Source organism: Streptomyces sp. NPDC030809 (genome assembly GCF_055572195.1).
Window position 1 is genome coordinate 127,369 of sequence record NZ_JBVIDV010000014.1, and the last position, 21,515, is coordinate 148,883.

The 21,515-nt window shown below is 72.2% G+C and carries 17 protein-coding genes; 2 read left to right on the plus strand and 15 right to left on the minus strand.

Annotated elements, in window-relative coordinates; genetic code table 11:
- Positions 1–54: 54 nt before the first annotated feature.
- From pgi to ACZ407_RS19980, 13 genes are all read right to left on the minus strand, one after another.
- Positions 55–1,713: a glucose-6-phosphate isomerase gene (pgi, locus tag ACZ407_RS19920; protein ID WP_468130062.1), complete on the minus strand. Its 1,659-nt coding sequence runs from the start codon at positions 1,711–1,713 to the stop codon at positions 55–57.
- 141 nt (positions 1,714–1,854) lie between these two features.
- Positions 1,855–2,190 (minus strand): RNA polymerase-binding protein RbpA, encoded by a 336-nt coding sequence (locus tag ACZ407_RS19925; protein WP_007263454.1) that lies wholly within the window; start codon positions 2,188–2,190, stop codon positions 1,855–1,857.
- Between the two features lie 140 nt (positions 2,191–2,330).
- Positions 2,331–2,561 carry a preprotein translocase subunit SecG gene (gene secG / locus ACZ407_RS19930; RefSeq protein WP_468130064.1) on the minus strand — a complete coding sequence of 77 codons (231 nt, stop codon included), beginning with the start codon at positions 2,559–2,561 and terminating at the stop codon, positions 2,331–2,333.
- A 144-nt stretch (positions 2,562–2,705) separates the two neighbouring features.
- Positions 2,706–3,482: a triose-phosphate isomerase gene (tpiA, locus tag ACZ407_RS19935; protein WP_468129917.1), complete on the minus strand. Its 777-nt coding sequence runs from the start codon at positions 3,480–3,482 to the stop codon at positions 2,706–2,708.
- Between the two features lie 3 nt (positions 3,483–3,485).
- Positions 3,486–4,697, minus strand: a complete 1,212-nt coding sequence (locus ACZ407_RS19940; RefSeq protein ID WP_468129919.1) for a phosphoglycerate kinase — start codon at positions 4,695–4,697, stop codon at positions 3,486–3,488.
- Between the two features lie 130 nt (positions 4,698–4,827).
- Positions 4,828–5,832 (minus strand): type I glyceraldehyde-3-phosphate dehydrogenase, encoded by a 1,005-nt coding sequence (gene gap, locus ACZ407_RS19945; protein ID WP_468129921.1) that lies wholly within the window; start codon positions 5,830–5,832, stop codon positions 4,828–4,830.
- A gap of 209 nt (positions 5,833–6,041) precedes the next feature.
- Positions 6,042–8,993, minus strand: coding sequence for a M14 family metallopeptidase (locus ACZ407_RS19950; RefSeq protein ID WP_468129923.1), 2,952 nt, complete (start codon positions 8,991–8,993; stop codon positions 6,042–6,044).
- Positions 8,994–9,172: 179 nt separating this feature from the next.
- On the minus strand, positions 9,173–10,162 hold the full coding sequence (gene whiA, locus ACZ407_RS19955) for a DNA-binding protein WhiA (protein ID WP_226734956.1): 990 nt from the start codon (positions 10,160–10,162) through the stop codon (positions 9,173–9,175).
- Complete coding sequence (locus tag ACZ407_RS19960) at positions 10,153–11,205, minus strand: gluconeogenesis factor YvcK family protein (protein WP_468129925.1); 1,053 nt, start codon at positions 11,203–11,205, stop codon at positions 10,153–10,155. Before ACZ407_RS19960 ends, whiA begins: the two co-directional genes overlap by 10 nt.
- Complete coding sequence (gene rapZ, locus ACZ407_RS19965) at positions 11,202–12,140, minus strand: RNase adapter RapZ (protein WP_468129927.1); 939 nt, start codon at positions 12,138–12,140, stop codon at positions 11,202–11,204. Before rapZ ends, ACZ407_RS19960 begins: the two co-directional genes overlap by 4 nt.
- Positions 12,137–14,188 carry an excinuclease ABC subunit UvrC gene (gene uvrC, locus ACZ407_RS19970; protein WP_468129929.1) on the minus strand — a complete coding sequence of 684 codons (2,052 nt, stop codon included), beginning with the start codon at positions 14,186–14,188 and terminating at the stop codon, positions 12,137–12,139. The genes rapZ and uvrC overlap by 4 nt, the downstream gene beginning before the upstream one ends.
- Positions 14,189–14,299: 111 nt before the next feature.
- Positions 14,300–15,115, minus strand: a complete 816-nt coding sequence (locus tag ACZ407_RS19975) for a hypothetical protein (protein WP_468130066.1) — start codon at positions 15,113–15,115, stop codon at positions 14,300–14,302.
- Between the two features lie 5 nt (positions 15,116–15,120).
- Positions 15,121–15,744: a papain-like cysteine protease family protein gene (locus tag ACZ407_RS19980; protein WP_468129931.1), complete on the minus strand. Its 624-nt coding sequence runs from the start codon at positions 15,742–15,744 to the stop codon at positions 15,121–15,123.
- A gap of 241 nt (positions 15,745–15,985) precedes the next feature.
- On the opposite strand from ACZ407_RS19980, the gene ACZ407_RS19985 reads away from it, so the two are divergent.
- Entirely contained in the window at positions 15,986–16,969 is a 984-nt protein-coding gene (locus ACZ407_RS19985) for a hypothetical protein (protein ID WP_468129932.1), read from the plus strand.
- 11 nt (positions 16,970–16,980) lie between these two features.
- Here ACZ407_RS19985 and ACZ407_RS19990 read toward each other — a convergent pair whose 3' ends face one another.
- Positions 16,981–17,397 carry a Rieske (2Fe-2S) protein gene (locus ACZ407_RS19990; protein ID WP_468129933.1) on the minus strand — a complete coding sequence of 139 codons (417 nt, stop codon included), beginning with the start codon at positions 17,395–17,397 and terminating at the stop codon, positions 16,981–16,983.
- Positions 17,398–17,477: 80 nt separating this feature from the next.
- Between ACZ407_RS19990 and ACZ407_RS19995 the strand changes: the two genes are divergently transcribed.
- Positions 17,478–18,350 carry a carbohydrate kinase family protein gene (locus tag ACZ407_RS19995; protein WP_468129934.1) on the plus strand — a complete coding sequence of 291 codons (873 nt, stop codon included), beginning with the start codon at positions 17,478–17,480 and terminating at the stop codon, positions 18,348–18,350.
- Between the two features lie 75 nt (positions 18,351–18,425).
- Here the strand turns inward: ACZ407_RS19995 and uvrA are convergent, their stop codons facing one another.
- Positions 18,426–21,473 carry an excinuclease ABC subunit UvrA gene (uvrA, locus tag ACZ407_RS20000; RefSeq protein ID WP_468129935.1) on the minus strand — a complete coding sequence of 1,016 codons (3,048 nt, stop codon included), beginning with the start codon at positions 21,471–21,473 and terminating at the stop codon, positions 18,426–18,428.
- Between the last annotated feature and the right edge of the window lie 42 nt (positions 21,474–21,515).

The following is a 21,515-nucleotide window of genomic DNA, read 5'->3' on the forward strand; positions in this document are numbered from 1 at the left end:
GCGGGGCCCTTCGGCATCCCCGGCGGGGCGGAACCGAGCCCCGCCCCCGCGGGGTCACGCTCGGCCGCGCAGCTCCCGGTACTTCGCAACCAGCGCCACGCTGGACGGGTCGAGGCCGGGCACCGACGTGCCCTGGGTCAGCGCCGGCTCCACCCGCTTGGCCAGGACCTTGCCCAGCTCGACCCCCCACTGGTCGAAGGAGTCGATGTTCCAGACCGCCCCCTGCACGAACACCTTGTGCTCGTAGAGCGCGATCAGCTGCCCCAGCACCGACGGCGTGAGCTCCGAGGCGAGCACGGTCGTCGTGGGGTGGTTGCCGCGGAAGGTCTTGTGCGGGACGAGCTCCTCCGGCACGCCCTCCGCCCGCACCTCCTCCGGGGTCTTGCCGAAGGCCAGCGCCTGCGTCTGGGCGAAGAAGTTGGCCATCAGCAGGTCGTGCTGGGCCGCCAGGGCCGGCGAGAGCCCTTCCACCGGCCGCGCGAACCCGATGAAGTCCGCCGGGATCGTCTTCGTGCCCTGGTGGATCAACTGGTAGTACGCGTGCTGCCCGTTGGTGCCCGGGGTGCCCCAGACGACGGGCCCGGTCTGCCAGTCCACCGGATTGCCGTCCCGGTCCACGGACTTGCCGTTGGACTCCATGTCCAGCTGCTGGAGGTACGCGGTGAACTTCGAGAGGTAGTGGCTGTACGGCAGCACCGCGTGGGACTGGGCGTCGAAGAAGGCTCCGTACCAGATCCCCAGCAGGCCCAGCAGCAGCGGGGCGTTGGCCTCCGCGGGGGCGGTGCGGAAGTGCTCGTCGACCAGGCGGAACCCGGCGAGCATCTCGCGGAAGCGGTCCGGGCCGATCGCGGTCATGAGGGACAGGCCGATGGCGGAGTCGTACGAGTAGCGGCCACCGACCCAGTCCCAGAACTCGAACATGTTGGCCGTGTCGATGCCGAACTCGGCGACCTTCTCGGCGTTCGTGGACAGGGCCACGAAGTGCTTGGCGACCGCCGCGGTGTCCCCGCCGAGCCCCTCCAGCAGCCAGCCGCGCGCCGAAGTGGCGTTGGTGATGGTCTCGATGGTGGTGAAGGTCTTCGAGGCGATGACGAACAGCGTCTCGGCGGGGTCCAGGTCCCGGAGCGCCTCGTGCAGGTCGGCGCCGTCCACGTTGGACACGAAACGGACCGTCAGGTCGCGGTCCGTGAAGGAGCGCAGGGCCTCGTAGGCCATCGCCGGACCGAGGTCGGAGCCGCCGATGCCGATGTTGACGACGGTGCGGATCCGGCGCCCGGTGTGGCCGGTCCACTCCCCCGAGCGCACCCGGTCGGCGAAGGCGGCCATCTTGTCGAGGACCGCGTGCACCTCGGGCACCACGTCGGTGCCGTCCACCTCGATCCGGGCGTCCGCCGGGGCCCGCAGCGCGGTGTGCAGCACCGCGCGGTCCTCGGTGGTGTTGATCTTCTCTCCGCGGAACATGGCCTCGCGGAGCTCCGCCACGCCCGTGGCCGCCGCCAGGTCCCGCAGCAGCGCGAGCGTCTCGTCGGTCACCAGGTGCTTGGAGTAGTCGATGTGCAGATCGCCGACCTGGAGCGTGTACGAGGAGCCGCGGGCCGGATCGGCCGCGAACAGCTCCCGCAGGTGCGTCCCGCCCAGTTGCTCGCGGTGCTTGGCCAGGGCCGCCCACTCGGGGGTCCGGTTGAGCCTCGTACGGCTGCCGCCTGCATTCATCTCGGACATCACACTTCTTCCCGTCCTGTTGTGCCCCGCCGTGCTCCAACCTAAAGGATCAGGAGCGGCACGCTGCACACAAAGGGGCCCGGCCCGCAGGAGAAGTCCCTGCGGGCCGGGCCCTTGGTCGCATGTGCCGGCTCAGATCTCGCCGCGGAGCTTGGCGAGGGCCTCGGCCAGAATCGCCTCTCCGTCGGCGTCGGTGCGCCGCTCCCGGACGTAGGCGAGGTGGGTCTTGTACGGCTCGGTGCGCGGGGGCGCAGGGGGGTTGTCCCGGTCCTGTCCGGCCGGGAACCCGCAGCGCGGGCAGTCCCAGGTGTCCGGGACCTGCGCGTCGCTGGCGAAGCTCGGCTGGGTCTCGTGCCCGTTGGAGCACCAGAAGGAGATGCGCAGACGCGGCGCGGACTCGCCGCGCTCCGCCTCGCCCATCGGCCCCGCTCCGACCCGACTGCCACGGATCGCGTTGCCACTTGCCACGGTCGTAACTCCCTGCGTGATGGTGCCGCGAAGCGAGAGTGGAATTCCTCCGTCGCGGGCGCCCAAGTCTACGTAAGACCCAACGCGTGGCGCCCGAGCGCCATTCTAGGCCGGGCGGGCCCGGCCGTACCGGAGAACGGTCAGCTGTCCAGCTTCATCAGCAGGCCGAGCGCGACGATGCACGCGAACCACAGCAGACCGATCACGACGGTCATGCGGTCGAGGTTGCGCTCCGCGACGGAGGAGCCGCCCACGGACGACTGCATGCCGCCGCCGAACATGTCCGAGAGACCGCCGCCCTTGCCCTTGTGCATCAGCACCAGCAGCATCAGCAGCAGGCTGAAGACGATCAGGGCGATCGAGAACCCCATAATCACGGCTGGATCCTACTTTCCTGGGCTTTCCGGGATTTCCGGGACTTTCCTGGAATCGAAGCGGGGACCGGCGGGCTGCATCAGCCACCGGCCCCCGCAAGGGTACGACGGATCCGTCCTACCGCCTACTCACTGCAACTCTCACTGGTCGCGGAAGCGGACGATCTTGACGAACTCGTCCGCGTCCAGGGCCGCGCCGCCGACGAGGGCGCCGTCCACGTCGGGCTGCGCCATGATCGCGGCGATGTTGTTCGCCTTCACGGAGCCGCCGTACTGGATGCGGACCTTGTCGGCCAGCTCCTGGGAGTACAGCTCGGCCAGGCGGCCTCGGATGGCCCCGCAGACCTCCTGGGCGTCCTCGGGGGTGGCGACCTCGCCGGTGCCGATGGCCCACACCGGCTCGTACGCGATCACGATGGACTCGACCTGCTCTGCCGGGACGTCCTTGAGGCCGCCGTCGACCTGCGCGAGGGTGTGCGCGACCTGGTTGCCCGCCTTGCGGACGTCGAGGCCCTCCCCCACGCACAGGATCGGGGTGATCCCGTGCTTGAAGGCGGCCTTGACCTTGGCGTTGCACAGCTCGTCGGTCTCGCCGTGGTACTGGCGGCGCTCGCTGTGGCCGATGGCCACGTACGTGCACTTCAGCTTGGACAGCATCAGGCCGGAGATCTCGCCGGTGTAGGCGCCGGCGTCGTGCGCCGAGATGTCCTGGGCGCCGTACTTGATCTTCAGCTTGTCGCCGTCGACCAGGGTCTGGACCGAGCGGAGGTCGGTGAAGGGCGGCAGGACCGCGACCTCGGTCGCGTCGTAGTCCTTGTCGGCGAGGGCGAAGGCGAGCTTCTGGACGTGCGCGATGGCCTCGAGGTGGTTGAGGTTCATCTTCCAGTTGCCCGCCATCAGCGGGGTACGGTCACTCACGGTTCAGCCTTCCAGTGCTGCGATGCCGGGGAGCGTCTTGCCCTCGAGGTACTCGAGGCTCGCGCCGCCGCCGGTGGAGATGTGTCCGAACGCGTTCTCGTCGAAGCCGAGGGTGCGCACGGCCGCGGCGGAGTCGCCGCCGCCGACCACGGTGAAGGCGCTGCTGTCGAGCAGGGCCTGGGCGACGGCGGTGGTGCCGCCGGCGTAGTCGGGGTGCTCGAAGACGCCGACCGGGCCGTTCCAGAAGACGGTGGCGGCGTCGGCGATCTTGGACGCGTAGAGCTCGCGCGTCTTCGGGCCGATGTCCAGGCCCTCCTTGTCGGCGGGGATCTTGTCCGCGTCGACGGTCTCGAAGACGGCCGGGGTCTTGCCCTTGAGGTCGGGGAAGTCCGTGGAGACCAGGACGTCCACCGGGAGGACCAGCTCGACGCCGGTCTTCTCGGCGCGCTCCATGTACTCCAGGACGGCCGGGATCTGGTCTTCCTGGAGCAGGGAGATGCCGACCTCGTGGCCCTTGGCCTTGAGGAAGGTGTACGCCATGCCGCCGCCGATCAGGATCCGGTCGGCCTTGCCGAGCAGCTCGTCGATGACGGCGAGCTTGTCGGAGACCTTGGCGCCGCCGAGGACGACCACGTACGGCCGCTGCACCTCGTCCGTGAGCTTCTTCAGGACGCCGACCTCGGTGGCGATGAGGTAGCCGGCCGCGTGCGGCAGGCGCGCCGGGAGGTCGAAGACCGAGGCGTGCTTGCGGTGCACGGCACCGAAGCCGTCGCCGACGTAGAGGTCGGCGAGCTCGGCCAGCTGGTCCGCGAAGGCGCCGCGCTCGGCGTCGTCCTTCGAGGTCTCGCCGGCGTTGAAGCGCAGGTTCTCGATGACCGCGACCCCGCCGTCGGCGAGGGCGGCGACGGTCTCCTTGGCGGAGGCGCCGATGGTGTCGGTCGCGAACGCGACGTCCCGGCCCAGGAGTTCACCGAGGCGCAGGGCGGCCGGGGCGAGCGAGAAGGCCGGGTCCGGCGCGCCCTTCGGGCGGCCGAGGTGGGAGGCGACGATCACGCGGGCACCGGCCTCGGCCAGCTTCGCGATGGTCGGCTGGACGGCGCGGATGCGGCCGTCGTCCGTGATCTTGCCGTCGGCGAGCGGCACGTTGAGGTCGGCGCGGACGAAGACACGCTTCCCCGCGACGCCTTCGGCGAGAAGTTCGTCGATCGTCTTCATTGTGCTGTTCTGACTCCTTTGTTGACCTTCACCCGGTGGGCGACTGGTGAGTGGCAAGCAACAGGGCCCGTGCGGCGCACCGTTGCGCCGCCCGAGCCCTTCGCTTACATCGTGGTGCCTGCCCTGCTGACTAGAGCCGGCCGCCGACGAAGACGGTGAGGTCGACGAGGCGGTTGGAGTAGCCCCACTCGTTGTCGTACCAGCCGACAACCTTGACCTGCTTGCCCTGAACCATGGTCAGGGAGGAGTCGAAGGTGCAGGAGGCCGGCCAGTTCACGATGTCGGAAGAGACGATCGCGTCCTCGGTGTAGTCGAGGATGCCCTTGAGCTGGCCCTCTGCGGCCTTCTGGAAAGCTGCGTTGATCTCGTCCTTGGTGACCTCGCGGTCGAGCTCCAGGACGAGGTCGGTGACCGAGCCGGTCGGGACCGGGACGCGCATGGCGATGCCGTCCAGCTTGCCCTTGAGCTGCGGGAGCACCAGCGCGGTGGCCTTGGCGGCACCGGTGGAGGTCGGGATGATGTTCTCGGCGGCGGCGCGGGCGCGGCGCAGGTCCGAGTGCGGGAAGTCCAGGATGCGCTGGTCGTTCGTGTACGCGTGGACCGTCGTCATCATGCCCTTGACGATGCCGAAGTTCTCGTCGAGGACCTTGGCCATCGGCGCCACGCAGTTGGTGGTGCAGGAGGCGTTGGAGATGACGTGGTGGCTGGCCGCGTCGTACTTGTCCTGGTTGACGCCCATCACGATGGTGATGTCCTCGTCCTTGGCCGGAGCCGAGATGAGGACCTTCTTCGCGCCCGCGGCGATGTGCTTGGCCGCGTCGGCCTTCTTCGTGAAGATGCCGGTGGACTCGATGACGATGTCGGCACCCAGCTCCCCCCAGGGGAGGTTGGCGGGGTCGCGCTCGGCGAACGTCTTGAAGGTGTTGCCGCCGACGGTGATCGTGTCGTCGGTGTGGCTGACGTCCTGCTTCAGACGGCCGAGGATGCTGTCGTACTTGAGAAGGTGGACCAGGGTGGCGTTGTCCGTCAGGTCGTTGACACCCACGACCTCGATGTCCGCCCCCTGCTCCAGGATCGCCCGGAAGTAGTTGCGCCCGATACGGCCGAAACCGTTGATACCTACGCGGATCGTCACGAACCGATCTCCTCGTATGTGCGCCGGCCTGTCCGCCGGCGAGCTGTATGGGATGTCCCCGACCGCTTACGACCCTACCTCTCCGTGAGGCGTTGAGTGACATCGAGCGCTGCCTGACACTCACCGGACTGCGTGCCAGGACGGCCCCGGGGCCCTGCACCACGTGCCTCGGCACAGGCCCCCGGGACTTCGGCCCCTGTCACGCAGAGTCAGCGGCGGAGCGAGCGGAGCGCCTTTCCGATGAGCACCGAGCGGTCCGCGGCGGCGGGCAGGTGCTCCAGCCCGAAGCCGAGGAGGACCGTGTCACGCGTTGTGACCGAGGCGAAGGACTTGAACAGCTCGCCGGAGCGGGACCAATGTCCCGGAACCTCCGGACTTCCGGCAGGTGCCCCCTGGGCGGTCCAGCTCCCCAGGGAGGTTTCGAAGCCCTCGTTCTCGCGCTCGGCACCGCCGACGACGAGCCTGGCCTGGTCCGCGAAGAGTCCGCGGCCGCCCGTGCCCGGGTCGGAGACGTAGGAGAGGGAGACCTCGACCTTCTTGCCCGCGTACGCGCTCAGGTCGAAGCCGGCCTCCTTCCAGCCGTTGGAAGATCCGGTGAAGCTGTGCCACGCGCCGGTGGTGCCGGTGGCGGTGCAGCCGCCGGCGCCCAGGGTCAGGTAGTGGCCCAGGAAGGGGTGGCCGTTCAGGAAGAAGCCCGCCTCGCACTCCGCCGGCACGGCCGGGGAGGTGAGGCCGGAGGCCTCGGGCAGGGTGGTCCAGTCCTCGGCCCCGGCGGTGTGGGCCTCCAGGACCGCGTGGTCGTAGCCCGGCTCGGTGTTCCAGTTGAGCGCGAACTTCAGCTGCGGCCGGTCGGCGGCGGTGACCCCGGTCAGGTCGACCGTGCGGACCAGCCGCCGCCAGGCGTCGTCCTCGTGGGTGGCCGCGGCCATCCACGAGCCGGCCGGCGGGGCGTACGGGTTGACCACTCCGTCGTAGCTGCCCGCCTGGGCGCTGCGGAACTGCGGGAACTGCGCGGCGGGGAGGCTGTCGGAGGTGACCGTGTACGCACCGGGGGCGTTGAGCGGGTTCCCCTCGGCGTCGCCGACCGGGCCGTGCGACCCGGCGAGGGCGCCGGCCCCGGAGAAGCCGGTGGCCCCGCGGGCGTTGGCGCGGCCGAAGGCGCCCAGCCAGTACTGGCTGAAGTCGTCGGTCAGCGCGGGGCCGACCTGGGCCCGGCCGCCGGCGAGCTCGCCCGCCTCGATCAGCTTGCCGCCCTCGTTCAGGTAGTCGCGCAGGGCGAGCTGAGTGGCGCCGCCGGGGGCCTGGGCTCCCGTGTAGTGGACGACGGTGCGGAAGTGGGACAGCACCCCGAGGGCGTGCGGAGCGCCCTGCGCGGCCACGTCCCAGACCACGGCGGTACGGCCGTTGGCGCGCAGGGCGTCCACGTAGGCCCGGGCGTGCTTGGCGGGTGCGCCCTCCTCGGCGACCACGAGGACGTCCGCGCGCGGGCGGGCGGCCACGGTGTAGGAGAAGCGGCTGCTCGTGACGGTCCGGCCGGCGGTCCGGCCGGTGTACCAGACCTCGACCCTGTCACCCGGCCGGGCGCCCTCGACGGTGGCCCGGTACTGGTCGTACCAGAGGTTGTCCAGCCCGCCGTAGACCTCGCCGCCCTGCCAGGCCTTGAGCGGCTTGCGGTGCGTACGGCCGCCGTTGACGCGGTAGTTGAGCTTCTTGTCGCGCAGCGCCTTGCGGGCGGTGACGGCGACCGGCTGGGCGGCCCCGCGGGCCTGGGAGACGGTGAACGCGTCGGGCGTGAACTCGGCCGCGGTCATGCCCACCGAGGAGGAGGGCCGGTCGGGGTGCGCGGCGGTCTCGGCGACCGACAGCGCGAAGGGGATGTTCTTGGCGAACTCGCCCTGGATGAGCTTCTCGTCGTCCGGGAAGTTGAAGCCGGACCGGCAGTCCTCGGGCTTCCAGGCGTCGTTCGGGTCGATCGCGGAGGCCGTCTGGCAGGTGGTCATCTCCGGCGTGAACATCATGACGCCGTTGACGTTGGCCGCGTGCCCGTCGGCCTCGCCGTTGGTGGTGTACAGCTCGGAGGAGACCTGCGGGTGGTAGCCGGGGACGGCGGGCTTCTCGGGGGTGCCGGCGAGGGCCTTGTAGACCACGTCGTCGGGGGTGGGGGTGGCGACCTGCCAGCCCACGCCGTAGAGGATGAGCTCGGCGGCCGAGTGGTAGTTGATCCCGTACTCGAAGCCGATGCGGCGCTCGAAGCGGTCGAGGGCGACGGTCTCGGGCTCCGAGTTGGGGCCCTTGCCGCGGTAGGTCTCGCTGAACGGGCTGGGCGAGGAACCCTCGTTGTCGTAGCCCCACTTGTAGGCGAAGTTGCGGTTGAGGTCGACCCCGTCGGAGGCGGTGTGCCGGCCGTCCCCGTCGTTGTCCCGCATGTTCTTGCGCCAGAGCCGCTCGCCGTCGGGGGCGTGGGTGTAGTCGTAGCCGTCCGGGTTGGCGGAGAGCAGGAACCACATCTCGGTGGTGTTGACCAGCCGGGTGATGCGCCGGTCCTTGCCGTAGCCGTCGAGGACGTGGTGCATCAGCCGCCGGGTCATCTCCGGGGTGATCCACTCGCGGGCGTGCTGGTTGGACATGTAGAGCACGGACGGCCGGGAGCCGTCCTTGGTCGTGCGGGCGTTGCGGGTGACCTTGAGGGCGAGGATGTCCTGGCCCCGGACGGTCTTGCCGATGGAGACGACCTTGGCCAGGCCGGGGTTGGCCCGGGCGGTGCGGACGATCTCCTCCTTGAGGCCGCCGGCCCCGCCGTACGGGCGGAAGACCCCGTCCCCGGCCGCGCGGGCGCGGGCCTCGGCGGCGGCCGGTACCTTGCGCTCGGCCAGCCTGACCCCCTGGGCGGCGAGCGCCCGGGCCTGGGCTCCGGTGAGGAAGAGCTCGACCCTGGCGGTGCCCTTGGCGGGGGCGCGCTCGGCGAGTTCGTGCCCGTCCTGTCCGGCGGCGAGGACGAGCGGGACCTGATCCCGCGTGATGTCGGCGTCGTAGACCCGTACTTCGTCGGCGGCCGGGCCCGAGCGGCCACCGCCGGGCTGGGCCTGGGCCACCGGTACGGCGGCCATCGTGCCGAGGACGAGTGCGCTGGCGGCGAGGATCGATCTCGCGCGGTGCCTCATGTGCCCCCCTGGGCGTTGTGTGCCACGAACGTGGATGGTCGTAAGGCTCACGACCCCACATGACCATGTCAATACGGCGGCCGGAAGACGACGGGAACACGCCGGAAGGGGCCTGCACGGGCGTGCGCAGACCCCTTCCGGATGCGGGTGGCGGGCGGCGGGACCGGGCGGGGCTCCGGTCAGCCGGCCAGGTTGTCGGCCATCTCCTCGGTCAGGTTCGACTCGGTGCCGGGGATGCCGAGGTCCTGGGCCCGCTTGTCGGCCATGGCGAGCAGCCGGCGGATCCGGCCGGCCACGGCGTCCTTGGTGAGCGGCGGGTCGGCCAGGGCGCCCAGCTCCTCCAGGGAGGCCTGCTTGTGCTCCATGCGGAGCCGGCCCGCCGCGGCGAGGTGCTCGGGCACCTCCTCGCCGAGGATCTCCAGGGCCCGCTGCACGCGCGCGCCGGCGGCCACGGCCGCGCGGGCGGAGCGGCGCAGGTTCGCGTCGTCGAAGTTGGCGAGGCGGTTGGCGGTGGCGCGGACCTCGCGGCGCATCCGCCGCTCCTCCCAGGCCAGCACCGACTCGTGGGCGCCGAGGCGGGTGAGCAGGGCCCCGATGGCGTCGCCGTCGCGGACCACGACCCGGTCCACCCCGCGGACCTCGCGGGCCTTGGCGGCGATGGAGAGCCGGCGGGCGGCGCCGACCAGGGCGAGGGCTGCCTCGGGTCCCGGGCAGGTGACCTCCAGCGAGGAGGACCGGCCGGGCTCGGTGAGCGAGCCGTGGGCGAGGAAGGCGCCGCGCCAGGCCGCCTCGGCATCGCAGGTGGCCCCGGAGACGACCTGCGGGGGCAGGCCGCGGATCGGGCGGCCGCGGCCGTCCACCAGTCCCGTCTGGCGGGCCAGCTGGTCCCCGCCCGCCACCACGCGGACCACGTACCGGCTGCCGCGGCGCAGCCCGCCGGGGGCCATGACGACGAGGTCCGAGGAATGGCCGAAGATCTCCAGGATGTCCTTGCGGAGCCGGCGGGCGGCGATCCCGGTGTCCAGCTCCGCCTCGATCACGATCCGGCCGCTCACGAGGTGCAGACCGCCCGCAAACCGCAGGATCGCCGAGACCTCCGCCTTCCTGCAGCAGGTCCGGGTGACGGGGAGCCGGGAGATCTCATCCTTCACCGCTGCCGTCATCGCCATGGGCCGATCCTTCCATGCATCCGAAAAATACGGTCGTACGCGGCGGCCAGCAGCTCCGGGTCGTGCTTCGGAGAGCCGTCCTTCCTGGCCACGGGCGCCAGCTCGACCGCGGCACCGAACCGCTTGGCGGCGTCGGCGAGGGACTCGCGGTCGGGCACGGCGGCCTCGTCGGCCAGCACCACGTCCAGGGCGAGTTTAGGGGCGTGTCGGGCCAAAACCTCCAAATGACGCTGCGGAGAGAACCCGTCGGTTTCCCCGGGCTGGGGCGCCAGGTTCAGCGACAGCACCCGACGGGCCTTGGTCTCGACGAGCGCGTCGAGCAGCTCGGGCACCAGCAGGTGGGGGATGACCGAGGAGAACCAGGAGCCCGGGCCGAGCACCACCCAGTCGGCGTCGAGCACCGCCTCGACGGCCTCCGGCACGGCCGGCGGGTCGTGCGGCACCAGGTGGACGGACTGCACCTCGCCGGGGGTCAGGGCCACCGTGGCCTGCCCCCGGACGGTGTCCACGTCGTCCGGGCGGGCCGGGTCGTGCCCGCGCACCAGCGCCTGGAGCTCCAGGGGGACGGCCGACATCGGCAGCACCCGGCCCTGGGCGCCCAGCAGCCTGCCGACCAGGTCGAGGGCGCTGACGTGGTCCCCGAGCTGCTCCCAGAGGGCCACGATCAGCAGGTTGCCCACGGCGTGGCCGTGCATCTCGCCCTTGCTGGCGAAGCGGTGCTGGATGACCCGGGCCCAGGTCTGCCCCCAGTCGTCGTCCCCGCACAGGGCGGCCAGCGCCTTGCGGAGGTCGCCCGGGGGCAGCACGCCCAGCTCCTCGCGGAGCCGGCCGCTGGAGCCGCCGTCGTCGGCGACCGTGACCACGGCGGTCAGGTCGCCGGTGATCCGCCGCAGGGCGGCGAGGGACGCCGACAGGCCCATGCCGCCGCCGAGGGCGACGACCTTGGGCTGGGCGCCGCGCCGGCGGGCGGCCCGGGGCGCGCTCTCGTCGCGCCCCGGGGCGAGCCGGCGCAGGCGGCGCAGCCGCAGGCTCCTGCCGGTCACTCGCGCCCCATGTCCCGGTGTACGACGACGGTCTCGACTCCCTCGGAGGCGAGGCGGGCGGCGAGCTTCTCGGACATGGCCACGCTGCGGTGCTTGCCGCCGGTGCAGCCGACCGCGATGGTCACGTACCGCTTGCCCTCGCGGCGGTAGCCCGCGGCGATCAGCTGGAGGAGCTCGGTGTAGCGGTCCAGGAACTCCTTGGAGCCGGGCTGGTCGAAGACGTAGTCCGAGACCTCCTGGTTGAGGCCGGTGAAGGGGCGCAGCTCCGGGACCCAGTGCGGGTTGGGGATGAACCGGCAGTCCACGACGAGGTCGGCGTCGACGGGCAGGCCGTACTTGTAGCCGAAGGACATGACGGTGGCCCGCAGCTCGGGCTCCTCGTCGCCCGCGAACTGGGCGTCCATCTTCGCGCGCAGCTCGTGCACGTTCAGGCTGGAGGTGTCGATCACCAGGTCGGCGTCCCCGCGCAGCTCGCGCAGCAGGTCGCGCTCGGCGGCGATGCCGTCGACGATGCGGCCGTCGCCCTGGAGGGGGTGCGGCCGGCGGACCGACTCGAAGCGGCGCACCAGCGCCTCGTCGGAGGACTCCAGGAAGACGATGCGCCGGGTGACCCCGCGGGTGTCGAGGTCGGCGAGGGACTCGCGGAGGTTGTCGAAGAAGCGGCGGCCGCGCACGTCCACGACGACGGCGATGCGCGCCACGTTGCCCTGGGAGCGGGCGCCCAGCTCCACCATGGTGGGGATCAGCGCCGGGGGGAGGTTGTCCACGACGAACCAGCCGAGGTCCTCCAGGCACTTCGCGGCCGTGCTGCGGCCGGCGCCGGACATGCCGGAGATGATCACCAGTTCGGGGATGGCCTCGCCGGCCTCCACGCTCGTGCCCGTACTCACCTGTGCTCCGTCTCGGTCGTGCGCTGTTCGGTCCTGCTCGGTCATGGCTGGCTCCCCCGGTCGGTCGGGCTCCCCGCGGGCGCGGGGGCCTCGTCCTCAATGATCTCTCCTGTCGCCGTGTTGACGGCAGGAGCCGCGGGGGCCGCCTGGGCGAGGGCCGCGGCAACGGTCTCGGCCGTCTTGCGGCCTATCCCCGGCACCTCGCAGATCTGGTCGATTGTCGCCTGCCGGAGCCGCTTCACCGAACCGAAGTGTTTGACCAGGGCCTGCTTGCGGGTCTCCCCCAGCCCCGGCACGGCGTCGAGGGGGCTGGCCTTGATGCGCTTGCCGCGCTTGTTGCGCTGGTACTGGATGGCGAACCTGTGGGCCTCGTCACGGACCCGCTGGAGGAGGTAGAGGCCCTCGCTGGTGCGGGGGAGCACGACGGGGTCCTCCTCGCCGGGCAGCCAGACCTCTTCCAGCCGCTTGGCGAGGCCGCAGACCGCCACGTCGGTGATGCCCAGCTCGTCGAGGGCCCGCTGGGCGGCCGCGACCTGCGGGCGGCCGCCGTCGACGACGACCAGCTGGGGCGGGTAGGCGAAGCGGCGGGGGCGGCCGTCGTCGCTTCCGCGCGTGCCCTCGGCGTCCTCGTCCGCGCCGTCCTCCGCGGTCCACTCCCCCGTCTTCAGCTTCTCCTGGAGGTAGCGGCGGAAGCGGCGCGAGACCACCTCGTGCATGGAGCGGACGTCGTCCTGCCCCTCGCCGTGCCAGACCTGGGTGTCGCCGACCCGGCCCTTGACCTGGAAGCGCCGGTACTCGCCCTTGCGGGCCAGCCCGTCCTCGAAGACGACCATGGAGGCGACGACGTCCTCGCCCTGGAGGTGGGAGATGTCGAAGCACTCGATCCGCAGGGGCGCGCTGTCGAGGCCGAGGGCCTCGGCGATCTCCTCCAGGGCCCGGGAGCGGGTGGTGAGGTCGGAGGCGCGCTTGGTCTTGTGGAGGGCGAGGGACTGCTGCGCGTTCCGCCGCACCGTCTCCATCAGGTCCTTCTTGTCCCCCCGCTGGGGGACGCGCAGGCTGACCTGGGAGCCGCGGTGCTGCCCGAGCCACTCGGCGACGGCCGCCGGGTCCTCGGGGAGCGCGGGCACGAGGACCTCCTTGGGGACGCCCTCGCCCTGCTCCTCGCCGTACAGCTGCTGGATGGCGTGCTCGACGAGGCCGGCGGTGTCCACGGCCTCGACCTTGTCGGTGACCCAGCCGCGCTGGCCGCGCACCCGGCCGCCGCGGACGTGGAAGATCTGGACGGCGGCTTCGAGCTCGTCCTCGGCGAGGGCGATGATGTCGGCGTCGGTGGCGTCGGCGAAGACCACCGCGTTCTTCTCCATGGCGCGGCGCAGGGCCCCCATGTCGTCGCGCAGCCGGGCGGCCTTCTCGTACTCCATCTCCTCGGCCGCCTCGTGCATCTCCCGCTCCAGCCGGGTGAGGTGGGCACCGGTGCGGCCGGCCATGAACTCGCAGAAGTCCTCGGCGAGTTCGCGGTGCTCCTCGGGGCTGATCCGGCCGACGCAGGGGGCCGAGCACTTGCCGATGTAGCCGAGCAGGCAGGGCCGGCCGATCTGGGCGGAGCGCTTGAACACCCCGGCGGAGCAGGTGCGTACGGGGAAGACCCGGAGCATCAGGTCCACGGTCTCGCGGATGGCCCAGGCGTGCGCGTACGGTCCGAAGTAGCGCACGCCCTTCTTCTTGGGGCCGCGCATGACCTGGACCCGGGGGTACTCCTCGTTGAGCGTCACGGCCAGCGAGGGATAGCTCTTGTCGTCCCGGTACTTGACGTTGAACCGGGGGTCGAACTCCTTGATCCAGGAGTACTCGAGCTGGAGGGCCTCGACCTCGGTGGAGACCACGGTCCACTCGACGGAGGCCGCGGTCGTCACCATGGTGGCGGTGCGGGGGTGGAGTCCGGCGAGGTCCTGGAAGTAGTTGGCCAGGCGCTGGCGCAGGCTCTTGGCCTTCCCGACGTAGATCACCCGGTGGTGCTCGTCGCGGAACCGGTAGACCCCCGGGGAATCGGGGATCTGTCCCGGCTTGGGGCGGTAGCTGGAGGGGTCGGCCATGGCATCCACCCTACTTGCGGGGGCCGACAACCGGGCCCGTTGTCCGGGCCCGGCTGCCGTGCCGCGGCGTGCGGGGTGGTGCGGTGCCGGTGGTGCGGTGGTGCGGTGCGGTTACGCGCGGGCGGCGGCGGCCCGGCGGCCGCGGCGCACCGCGAGGGTGCCCAGCGCCCCGAGGGCCAGGGCGCCGGCGGCGGTCCCGGCGGCCAGGGGCGCGGACGGGCCGCCGTCCCCGGCCGCGGGTGCGGCCGCCGCGGGGGCGTAGCCCCCGGCCTTGCCCGCCTTGGCGTAGGCGGAGCCGGGCAGCTTGTCCCCGTACGCCTTGGCCACGCGGGTGCGGTAGGCGGCCAGGGTGGTGCCGCGGGCGCCGACGGCGCGGACGGCGTCCTGGTCGAGCGGGAGCACCCGGCCGCCCTTGGCCACGTACCAGGCGTCGATCTGGGGCTCGCGGAAGACGGTGCCGCCGGGGAGCGTGCGGGCGCCCTGCGCGGTGTAGCGGAACTCCTCGTCCCCGCTCGCGATGTTCACGACCTGCCAGCCGGCCGGGGTCTTCGCGGTCCACAGGGCCGCGCTCTGCCCGTCGGAGGAGACCGCCTTGCTGACGAGGAACTCCAGCCGGGCCACCGGGGCGCCGGCCTTGCCCGCGACGAACTCGGGCGAGAGGTAGTGGACGGGCAGGGCCGCGCCCTCGATGCGGGGCCTGGCGGCGGACAGGGAGACCCGGCCCTCGCGGGAGAAGAACCGGGACAGGGTGGCGAGGGTGGCGGGCGCGGCCGCCGCCTCGTGGGCCGCGGCCCGGCTGCCGGCGTCGGCGGACGGGGGCAGCGGGGCGGCGGCCGAGGCCTGGGGGGCGAGGCCGAGCAGGGCCGCGGCGGCGAGGGCGGTGCCGAGGGCGGCGGCGCGCAGCCGCTTCGGGGTCGTGTGGTTCATCGCGGTCACGCCCCGATCCGGTAGAGCGAGTGGGTCCAGGAGAAGGTGTTGTTGTTGACGTACCAGTCGTGCGAGGCCCAGTTGTAGCGGTAGCTGGAGGGCCACGGGTCGCCCCAGTACACCCAGTTGCTGGCGGTGTCGTAGCCGTAGAGGACGTGCATGTGGCCGCCGCCGTTGGACCACTGGATGCGGGTCTCGACGGGCCGGTTGTAGTTGATCTCGTTCTGGACGGTGGTGTAGCGCAGCCAGCCGTTGACGTACGAGCCGGAGCTGATGCCGGCCCAGTTCAGGGCGGTCTGCACGTTGCCCAGCGTGGCCTGGTTGTTGGGGCAGTCGTAGCCCTGCTGGCGGTTGAAGGCGGCGTTGCAGAACTGGTTCTGGGTGTAGCTGCGGCCGAACCAGGTGGCGATGGTGTTGCCGCTGGCAGCCCAGCACCAGTTGGTCTTCTGCTGCTCCTGCATGGTGATGTCGAGACGCTTGGACGCCAGTGCCGCGGTGGGGGCCGGGGCGGACTGCTGCGCGTCCTGCGGTCCTGCGGCAGGCGCGGCGGTTGCGGTGCCGAGGGGCAGGGCGAGCAGCAGGGCGGTGAGGAGGCCGGCCAGGGTCAGCCGGCCCTTTCGGTTGTGCATCGCGTTCCTCCCGAAGTGGGGATCCGTGGGGATGGAGGAGCGCGTCCGGACGCGTGTGGAGGAGCATCAGGGTGTTGTCGCGATCAGGTCAACACGCTTCAATACGCGGTGACATTGCAGTGTGAACGGCGCGACTGCGGTGTGAACGGCTGCGGTCGCACCACCAGGCTCCCCCGGCGCCGCCGGAGCGCTCCTCCGCCCGCCCGGCCCGCCGCACGTGAACGTTCACAGAGGAGTCGCCATGGGGCACACCACCGGCCCGGCCGGGGACGAGGGCGCCGCACGGGCGGCCGGCCCCGGCTCCGGCGAGCTCGGGCAGCTGCTCCTCGGCGGCCCCTTCCACCTCGCGCTGCGGGCCGCGCTGGCGGCCCGCGGGCTGCCGCTGCACCGGGTCCAGCACCGGCTGGCGAGCCGCGGGATCAAGGTGGGCGTGACCAGCCTGAGTTACTGGCAGCAGGGGGCCCGGCGGCCGCGCCGCGCCGAGTCCCTGAAGGCCGTACGGGCCCTGGAGGAGATCCTGGAGCTGCCCGCCGGGTCCCTCGTACGGCTGCTCGCCCCGGGCGGTCCGCCGCCGGCGCCGGAGCACACCGCCCGCCCGGCGGCCCGCCCGTACCGGTCGCTGGTGGCGGCGGGGGCCGCGGTGGAGGAGCTGCTCGCCGGGCTGGAGGTGCCGGCGGACGGCGGGCTGCACACGGTGGGGCACCACGAGTGGGTGCGGATCGGTCCGGCCCGCGAGCTCCAGGGCCGGGACTCCCAGCACGTGCTGCGGGCGCACCGGGACGGGGTGGACCGCTACCTGGCCATCCACACCGGGGACCCGGGCTGCGACCCGGCCCGGGTGCGGGTGCGGGCGCACGAGAACTGCCGTACCGGGCGGGTGCGCTGGGACCGGGAGACCGGGGTGGTCGTCGCCGAGCTGCTCTTCGACGCCCGGCTGCGGGCCGGGGACACGTACGTCTTCGGGTACGGGTTCGAGGACGGCACCGGCGGGTGCAGCAGCGAGTACGTGCGCGGGTTCAGCTACGCGGGCGGGCAGTACATGCTCCAGGTCCGCTTCGACGAGGCGGCCCTGCCGGTGCGCTGCCGGCGCTTCACGCAGGCGGCGCCGGGCACCCCGCGCGCCGAGCTGGCGGACCTCACGCCCAACGGCCGGCACCGCGCCGTACACCTGGTGGAGCAGGGCGTACGGCGCGGGCTGGTCGGGATCGCGTGGGACTGGGACTGACCGGCGGCGGGTCAGCCCGCGATCAGCTTGCCGCCGGCCGCCTTCACGGGCACGGCGGGCAGCGGGTCGGTGGCCGGTCCGCGGAGCACCTTGCCGGTGTTCACGTCGAAACGGCTGCCGTGGCAGGGGCAGTTGCCCTCCCCGTCCTCGATCTTGTCGAGGACGCAGCCGGCGTGGGTGCACTGGGCGCTGAAGGCCTTGTACTGCCCCTCGGCCGGGCAGCTCACGAGCACCTTGCGCTCGCGGAACAGCCTGGCCCCGCCGACCGGCACCTCGGCGGCGTCGCCGAGCTCCACCGGCGCGGTGGGCACGGCGGGGCTGCCCGCGCCGGAGCTGCCCTCGGTGGAGCAGGCGGTGAGCGCCGCACCGGCTCCTGCCAGCGCAGCCCCCTTGAGGACGGTACGGCGGGCGGCGGAATGCTCGGGCATGGCTTCTCCACGGATGGCGGTACGGCGGGATGTACCTCCCGACGATACCGGGGGCCCCGGGATGCGTTACCTTCGCCCGCGTGATCGTCGTGGGCGGAGAAGCACTCATCGACCTGGTCCCGGCCGCCGGGGGGACCCTGCTGCCGCGGCCGGGCGGCGGACCGTACAACACCGCGCTCGCGCTGGGCCGGCTCGGCGCCCCCGTCGCCTTCTGCTCCCGGGTGTCCACGGACGCCTTCGGGGAGACCCTCCTGGCGGGGCTGCGGGCCGCGGGGGTGGACCTCTCGCTGGTCGCGCGCGGCCCCGAGCCGACGAGCCTGGCGGTGGCCTCGGTCGGCCCCGACGGCTCGGCGCGGTACGGGTTCTACACCGAGGGCACGGCGGACCGGCTGTTCCGCCTGCCGCCCGCGCTGCCGGCCGCGGCCCGGGCGCTGGCGCTCGGGACCTGCTCCCTGGTCCTGGAGCCGGGGGCGAGCGCGTACGAGGCCCTGCTGCGCCGGGAGGCGGGCCGCGGGCTGCTCACCCTGCTCGACCCGAACATCCGGCCCGGGCTGATCCCCGATCCGGCGGCCTACCGCGAGCGCTTCCGGTCCTGGCTGCCGTACGTGTCCGTCCTCAAGCTCTCCGAGGAGGACGCGCAGTGGCTGGGCGGCACGGCGGACGACTGGCTGGCGGCCGGGCCCTCGGCGGTGGTCCTCACCCGCGGGGCGGCCGGGCTGTCGGTGAGCACGCGGGGCGGCGAGCGGTACGAGGAGCCCGCACGGCGGGTCGGGGTGGCCGACACCATCGGCGCGGGCGACACGGTCAACGCGGCCCTGCTGCACTGCCTGACGGCGGCCGGGGGGCCGCCGGACTGGCCGTCCGTGCTGTCCTTCGCGGCCCGGGCCGCCGCCCTCACCTGCACGCGCCCGGGGGCGGAACCCCCGTACGCGGCGGAGCTGGCGCAGGACTGACCGCCGGGCCGGTGTGCGGAAGCGGGGACTCCGCTGCTGGGAGCCCCCGCTTCCGGATCCGCCCGGGCCGGCCGCTCAGGCCTTGGGCGAACGCGCGGACCTCGTGGCCGTCGCCTTCTTCGCGGCGGTCTTCTTCGCCGCGGTCTTCTTCGCGGCGGCCTTCTTCGCCGCGGTCTTCTTCGCCGCCGGAGCAGCGGCCTCGGCCGCGGCCGCCTTGGCCGCCGCCGTCCTGGCCGGCTTGCGGGCCGCGGGCACCGCGCCCGGGGCCGCGTCGCTCACCCGGTCCGCCCCCAGGATGTCCCGGAGGAACTTGCCGGTGTGGCTCGCGCCCACCGAGGCCACCTGCTCCGGGGTGCCCTCGGCCACCACCAGGCCGCCGCCGTAACCGCCCTCGGGTCCCATGTCGATGACCCAGTCCGCGGTCTTGATGACGTCGAGGTTGTGCTCGATGACGATCACCGAGTTCCCCTTGTCCACCAGCCCGGACAGCACCTTGATCAGCTTCGAGATGTCCTCGAAGTGCAGGCCGGTGGTCGGCTCGTCCAGCACGTACACCGTCCGGCCCGTCGAGCGCTTCTGCAGCTCCGAGGCCAGCTTCACGCGCTGCGCCTCGCCGCCCGAGAGGGTGGGGGCGGACTGCCCGAGGCGCACGTACCCGAGGCCCACCTCGTGCAGCGTGCGCAGGTGGCGGGCGATGGTCGGCACCGCCTCGAAGAAGTCCAGGGCCTCCTCGATGGGCATGTCCAGCACCTCGGCGATGGACTTGCCCTTGTAGTGGACCTCCAGGGTCTCCCGGTTGTAGCGCGCACCGTGGCAGACCTCGCACGGCACGTACACGTCCGGCAGGAAGTTCATCTCGATCTTGATCGTGCCGTCGCCGGAGCAGTTCTCGCAGCGGCCGCCCTTGACGTTGAAGGAGAAGCGGCCGGGCAGGTAGCCGCGGACCTTGGCCTCCATCGTCTCCGCGAAGAGCTTGCGGACGTGGTCGAAGACTCCGGTGTACGTGGCCGGGTTGGAGCGCGGGGTGCGGCCGATCGGCGACTGGTCCACGTGCACGACCTTGTCGACCAGCTCGTCGCCGGCGACCCGGGTGTGGCGGCCCGGCACCGAGCGGGCGCCGTTGAGCTCCCGGGCCAGGTGCGTGTACAGGATGTCGTTGACCAGGGTGGACTTGCCGGAGCCGGAGACCCCGGTGACGGCCGTGAGCACGCCCAGCGGGAAGGAGACGTCGATGTCCCGCAGGTTGTTCTCCCGGGCGCCGTGCACCGTGAGCCGGCGCTCGCCGTCCACCGGCCGCCGGCTGTCCGGCACCTTGATCGACTTCTTGCCGGACAGGTACTGGCCGGTCATCGACTCGCCGTTGGCCAGCAGCTCCTTCAGCGAGCCGCTGTGCACGACCTTGCCGCCGTGCTCGCCGGCGCCCGGGCCGATGTCCACGACCCAGTCGGCGACCTTGATCGTGTCCTCGTCGTGCTCCACGACGATCAGCGTGTTGCCCATGTCCCGCAGCCGGACCAGGGTCTCGATCAGCCGGTGGTTGTCCCGCTGGTGCAGGCCGATCGAGGGCTCGTCGAGCACGTAGAGCACGCCGACCAGCCCGGAGCCGATCTGGGTGGCCAGCCGGATCCGCTGGGCCTCGCCGCCGGAGAGGGTGCCCGCCGCCCGGCTGAGCGACAGGTAGTCCAGGCCCACGTCGACCAGGAAGCGCAGCCGCTCGTTGACCTCCTTCAGGACCCGCTCGGCGATCTTCTTGTCGCGGGCGTCCAGGGTCAGCCGGCCGAGGAAGTCGGCGCACTCGCTGATCGACATGGCCGAGACCTCGGCGATGGACTTCTCCATCACCGTCACGGCCAGCACGATCGGCTTGAGGCGGCTGCCCTCGCAGGTCGGGCAGGGCACCTCGCGCATGTAGCCCTCGAAGCGCTCCCGGCTGGAGTCGCTCTCCGCCTCGGAGTGGCGCCGCTTGACGAACGGCACGGCGCCCTCGAAGGCGGTGGTGTACGCGCGCTCCCGGCCGTACCGGTTGCGGTAGCGGACCTGGATCTGCGTCTTGTGCCCGTAGAGCAGGGCCTTCTTCGCCCGCTGCGGCAGCCCGGCCCACGGGATGTCCGTGCGGAAGCCCAGCTCGTCGGCGAGGGCGCCGATCAGGCGCTGGAAGTAGTCCTTGGTGTGGCCGAGGGACCAGGGCGAGACCGCGCCCTCGTCGAGGCTCTTCTCCTCGTCCGGGATGATCAGCTCCGGATCGACCTCCATCCGCGTGCCGATGCCGGTGCAGTCGGGGCAGGCGCCGAAGGGCGAGTTGAACGAGAAGGAGCGCGGCTCCAGCTCCTCGAACGACAGGTCGTCGTACGGGCAGTACAGGTGCTCGGAGTACATCCGCTCGCGCTCGGGGTCCTCCTCCGGGAGGTCCACGAAGTCGAGGATGACCATGCCCCCGGACAGGCCGAGGGCCGTCTCGACGGAGTCCGTGAGCCGGCGCTTGGCGCTCTCCTTGACGGTGAGGCGGTCGACGACCACCTCGATGGTGTGCTTCTCCTGCTTCTTCAGCACCGGGGGCTCGGAGAGCTGGACGGTCCGGCCGTCCACCCGCGCCCGGCTGTAGCCCTTGGTCTGGAGGTCGGCGAACAGGTCCACGAACTCGCCCTTGCGCTCGCGCACCAGCGGCGAGAGCACCTGGAACCGGCTGCCCTCGGGCAGCGCGAGCACCTTGTCCACGATGGCCTGCGGGGACTGCCGCGAGATCGGCCGGCGGCACTCGGGGCAGTGCGGCTTCCCGATGCGCGCGAACAGCAGGCGGAGGTAGTCGTAGACCTCGGTGATCGTGCCGACCGTGGAGCGGGGATTGCGCGAGGTGGACTTCTGGTCGATGGAGACGGCCGGGGACAGCCCTTCGATGAAGTCGACGTCGGGCTTGTCCATCTGCCCCAGGAACTGGCGGGCGTACGAGGACAGCGACTCGACGTAGCGGCGCTGGCCCTCGGCGAAGATCGTGTCGAACGCGAGCGAGGACTTGCCCGATCCGGACAGCCCTGTGAAGACGATGAGCGAGTCGCGGGGCAGGTCGAGCGAGACGTTCTTGAGGTTGTGCTCGCGAGCGCCGCGGACGATGAGACGGTCGGTCACGCCGGTCCGCACCTTTCTTGAGAGAGCGGGGGACGGAGCCCC

Excerpts from the sequence above, each read along its gene's own strand:
- uvrC (WP_468129929.1), bottom strand. The coding sequence starts at position 14,188 with ATGGCCGACCCCTCCAGCTACCGCCCCAAGCCGGGACAGATCCCCGAT.
- ACZ407_RS19950 (WP_468129923.1), bottom strand. The coding sequence starts at position 8,993 with ATGAGGCACCGCGCGAGATCGATCCTCGCCGCCAGCGCACTCGTCCTC.
- ACZ407_RS19940 (WP_468129919.1), bottom strand. The coding sequence starts at position 4,697 with ATGAAGACGATCGACGAACTTCTCGCCGAAGGCGTCGCGGGGAAGCGT.
- rapZ (WP_468129927.1), bottom strand. The coding sequence starts at position 12,140 with ATGACCGAGCAGGACCGAACAGCGCACGACCGAGACGGAGCACAGGTG.
- ACZ407_RS19990 (WP_468129933.1), bottom strand. The coding sequence starts at position 17,397 with ATGCCCGAGCATTCCGCCGCCCGCCGTACCGTCCTCAAGGGGGCTGCG.
- whiA (WP_226734956.1), bottom strand. The coding sequence starts at position 10,162 with ATGGCGATGACGGCAGCGGTGAAGGATGAGATCTCCCGGCTCCCCGTC.
- pgi (WP_468130062.1), bottom strand. The coding sequence starts at position 1,713 with ATGAATGCAGGCGGCAGCCGTACGAGGCTCAACCGGACCCCCGAGTGG.
- ACZ407_RS19975 (WP_468130066.1), bottom strand. The coding sequence starts at position 15,115 with ATGAACCACACGACCCCGAAGCGGCTGCGCGCCGCCGCCCTCGGCACC.
- secG (WP_468130064.1), bottom strand. The coding sequence starts at position 2,561 with ATGGGGTTCTCGATCGCCCTGATCGTCTTCAGCCTGCTGCTGATGCTG.
- ACZ407_RS19985 (WP_468129932.1), top strand. The coding sequence starts at position 15,986 with ATGGGGCACACCACCGGCCCGGCCGGGGACGAGGGCGCCGCACGGGCG.
- ACZ407_RS19980 (WP_468129931.1), bottom strand. The coding sequence starts at position 15,744 with ATGCACAACCGAAAGGGCCGGCTGACCCTGGCCGGCCTCCTCACCGCC.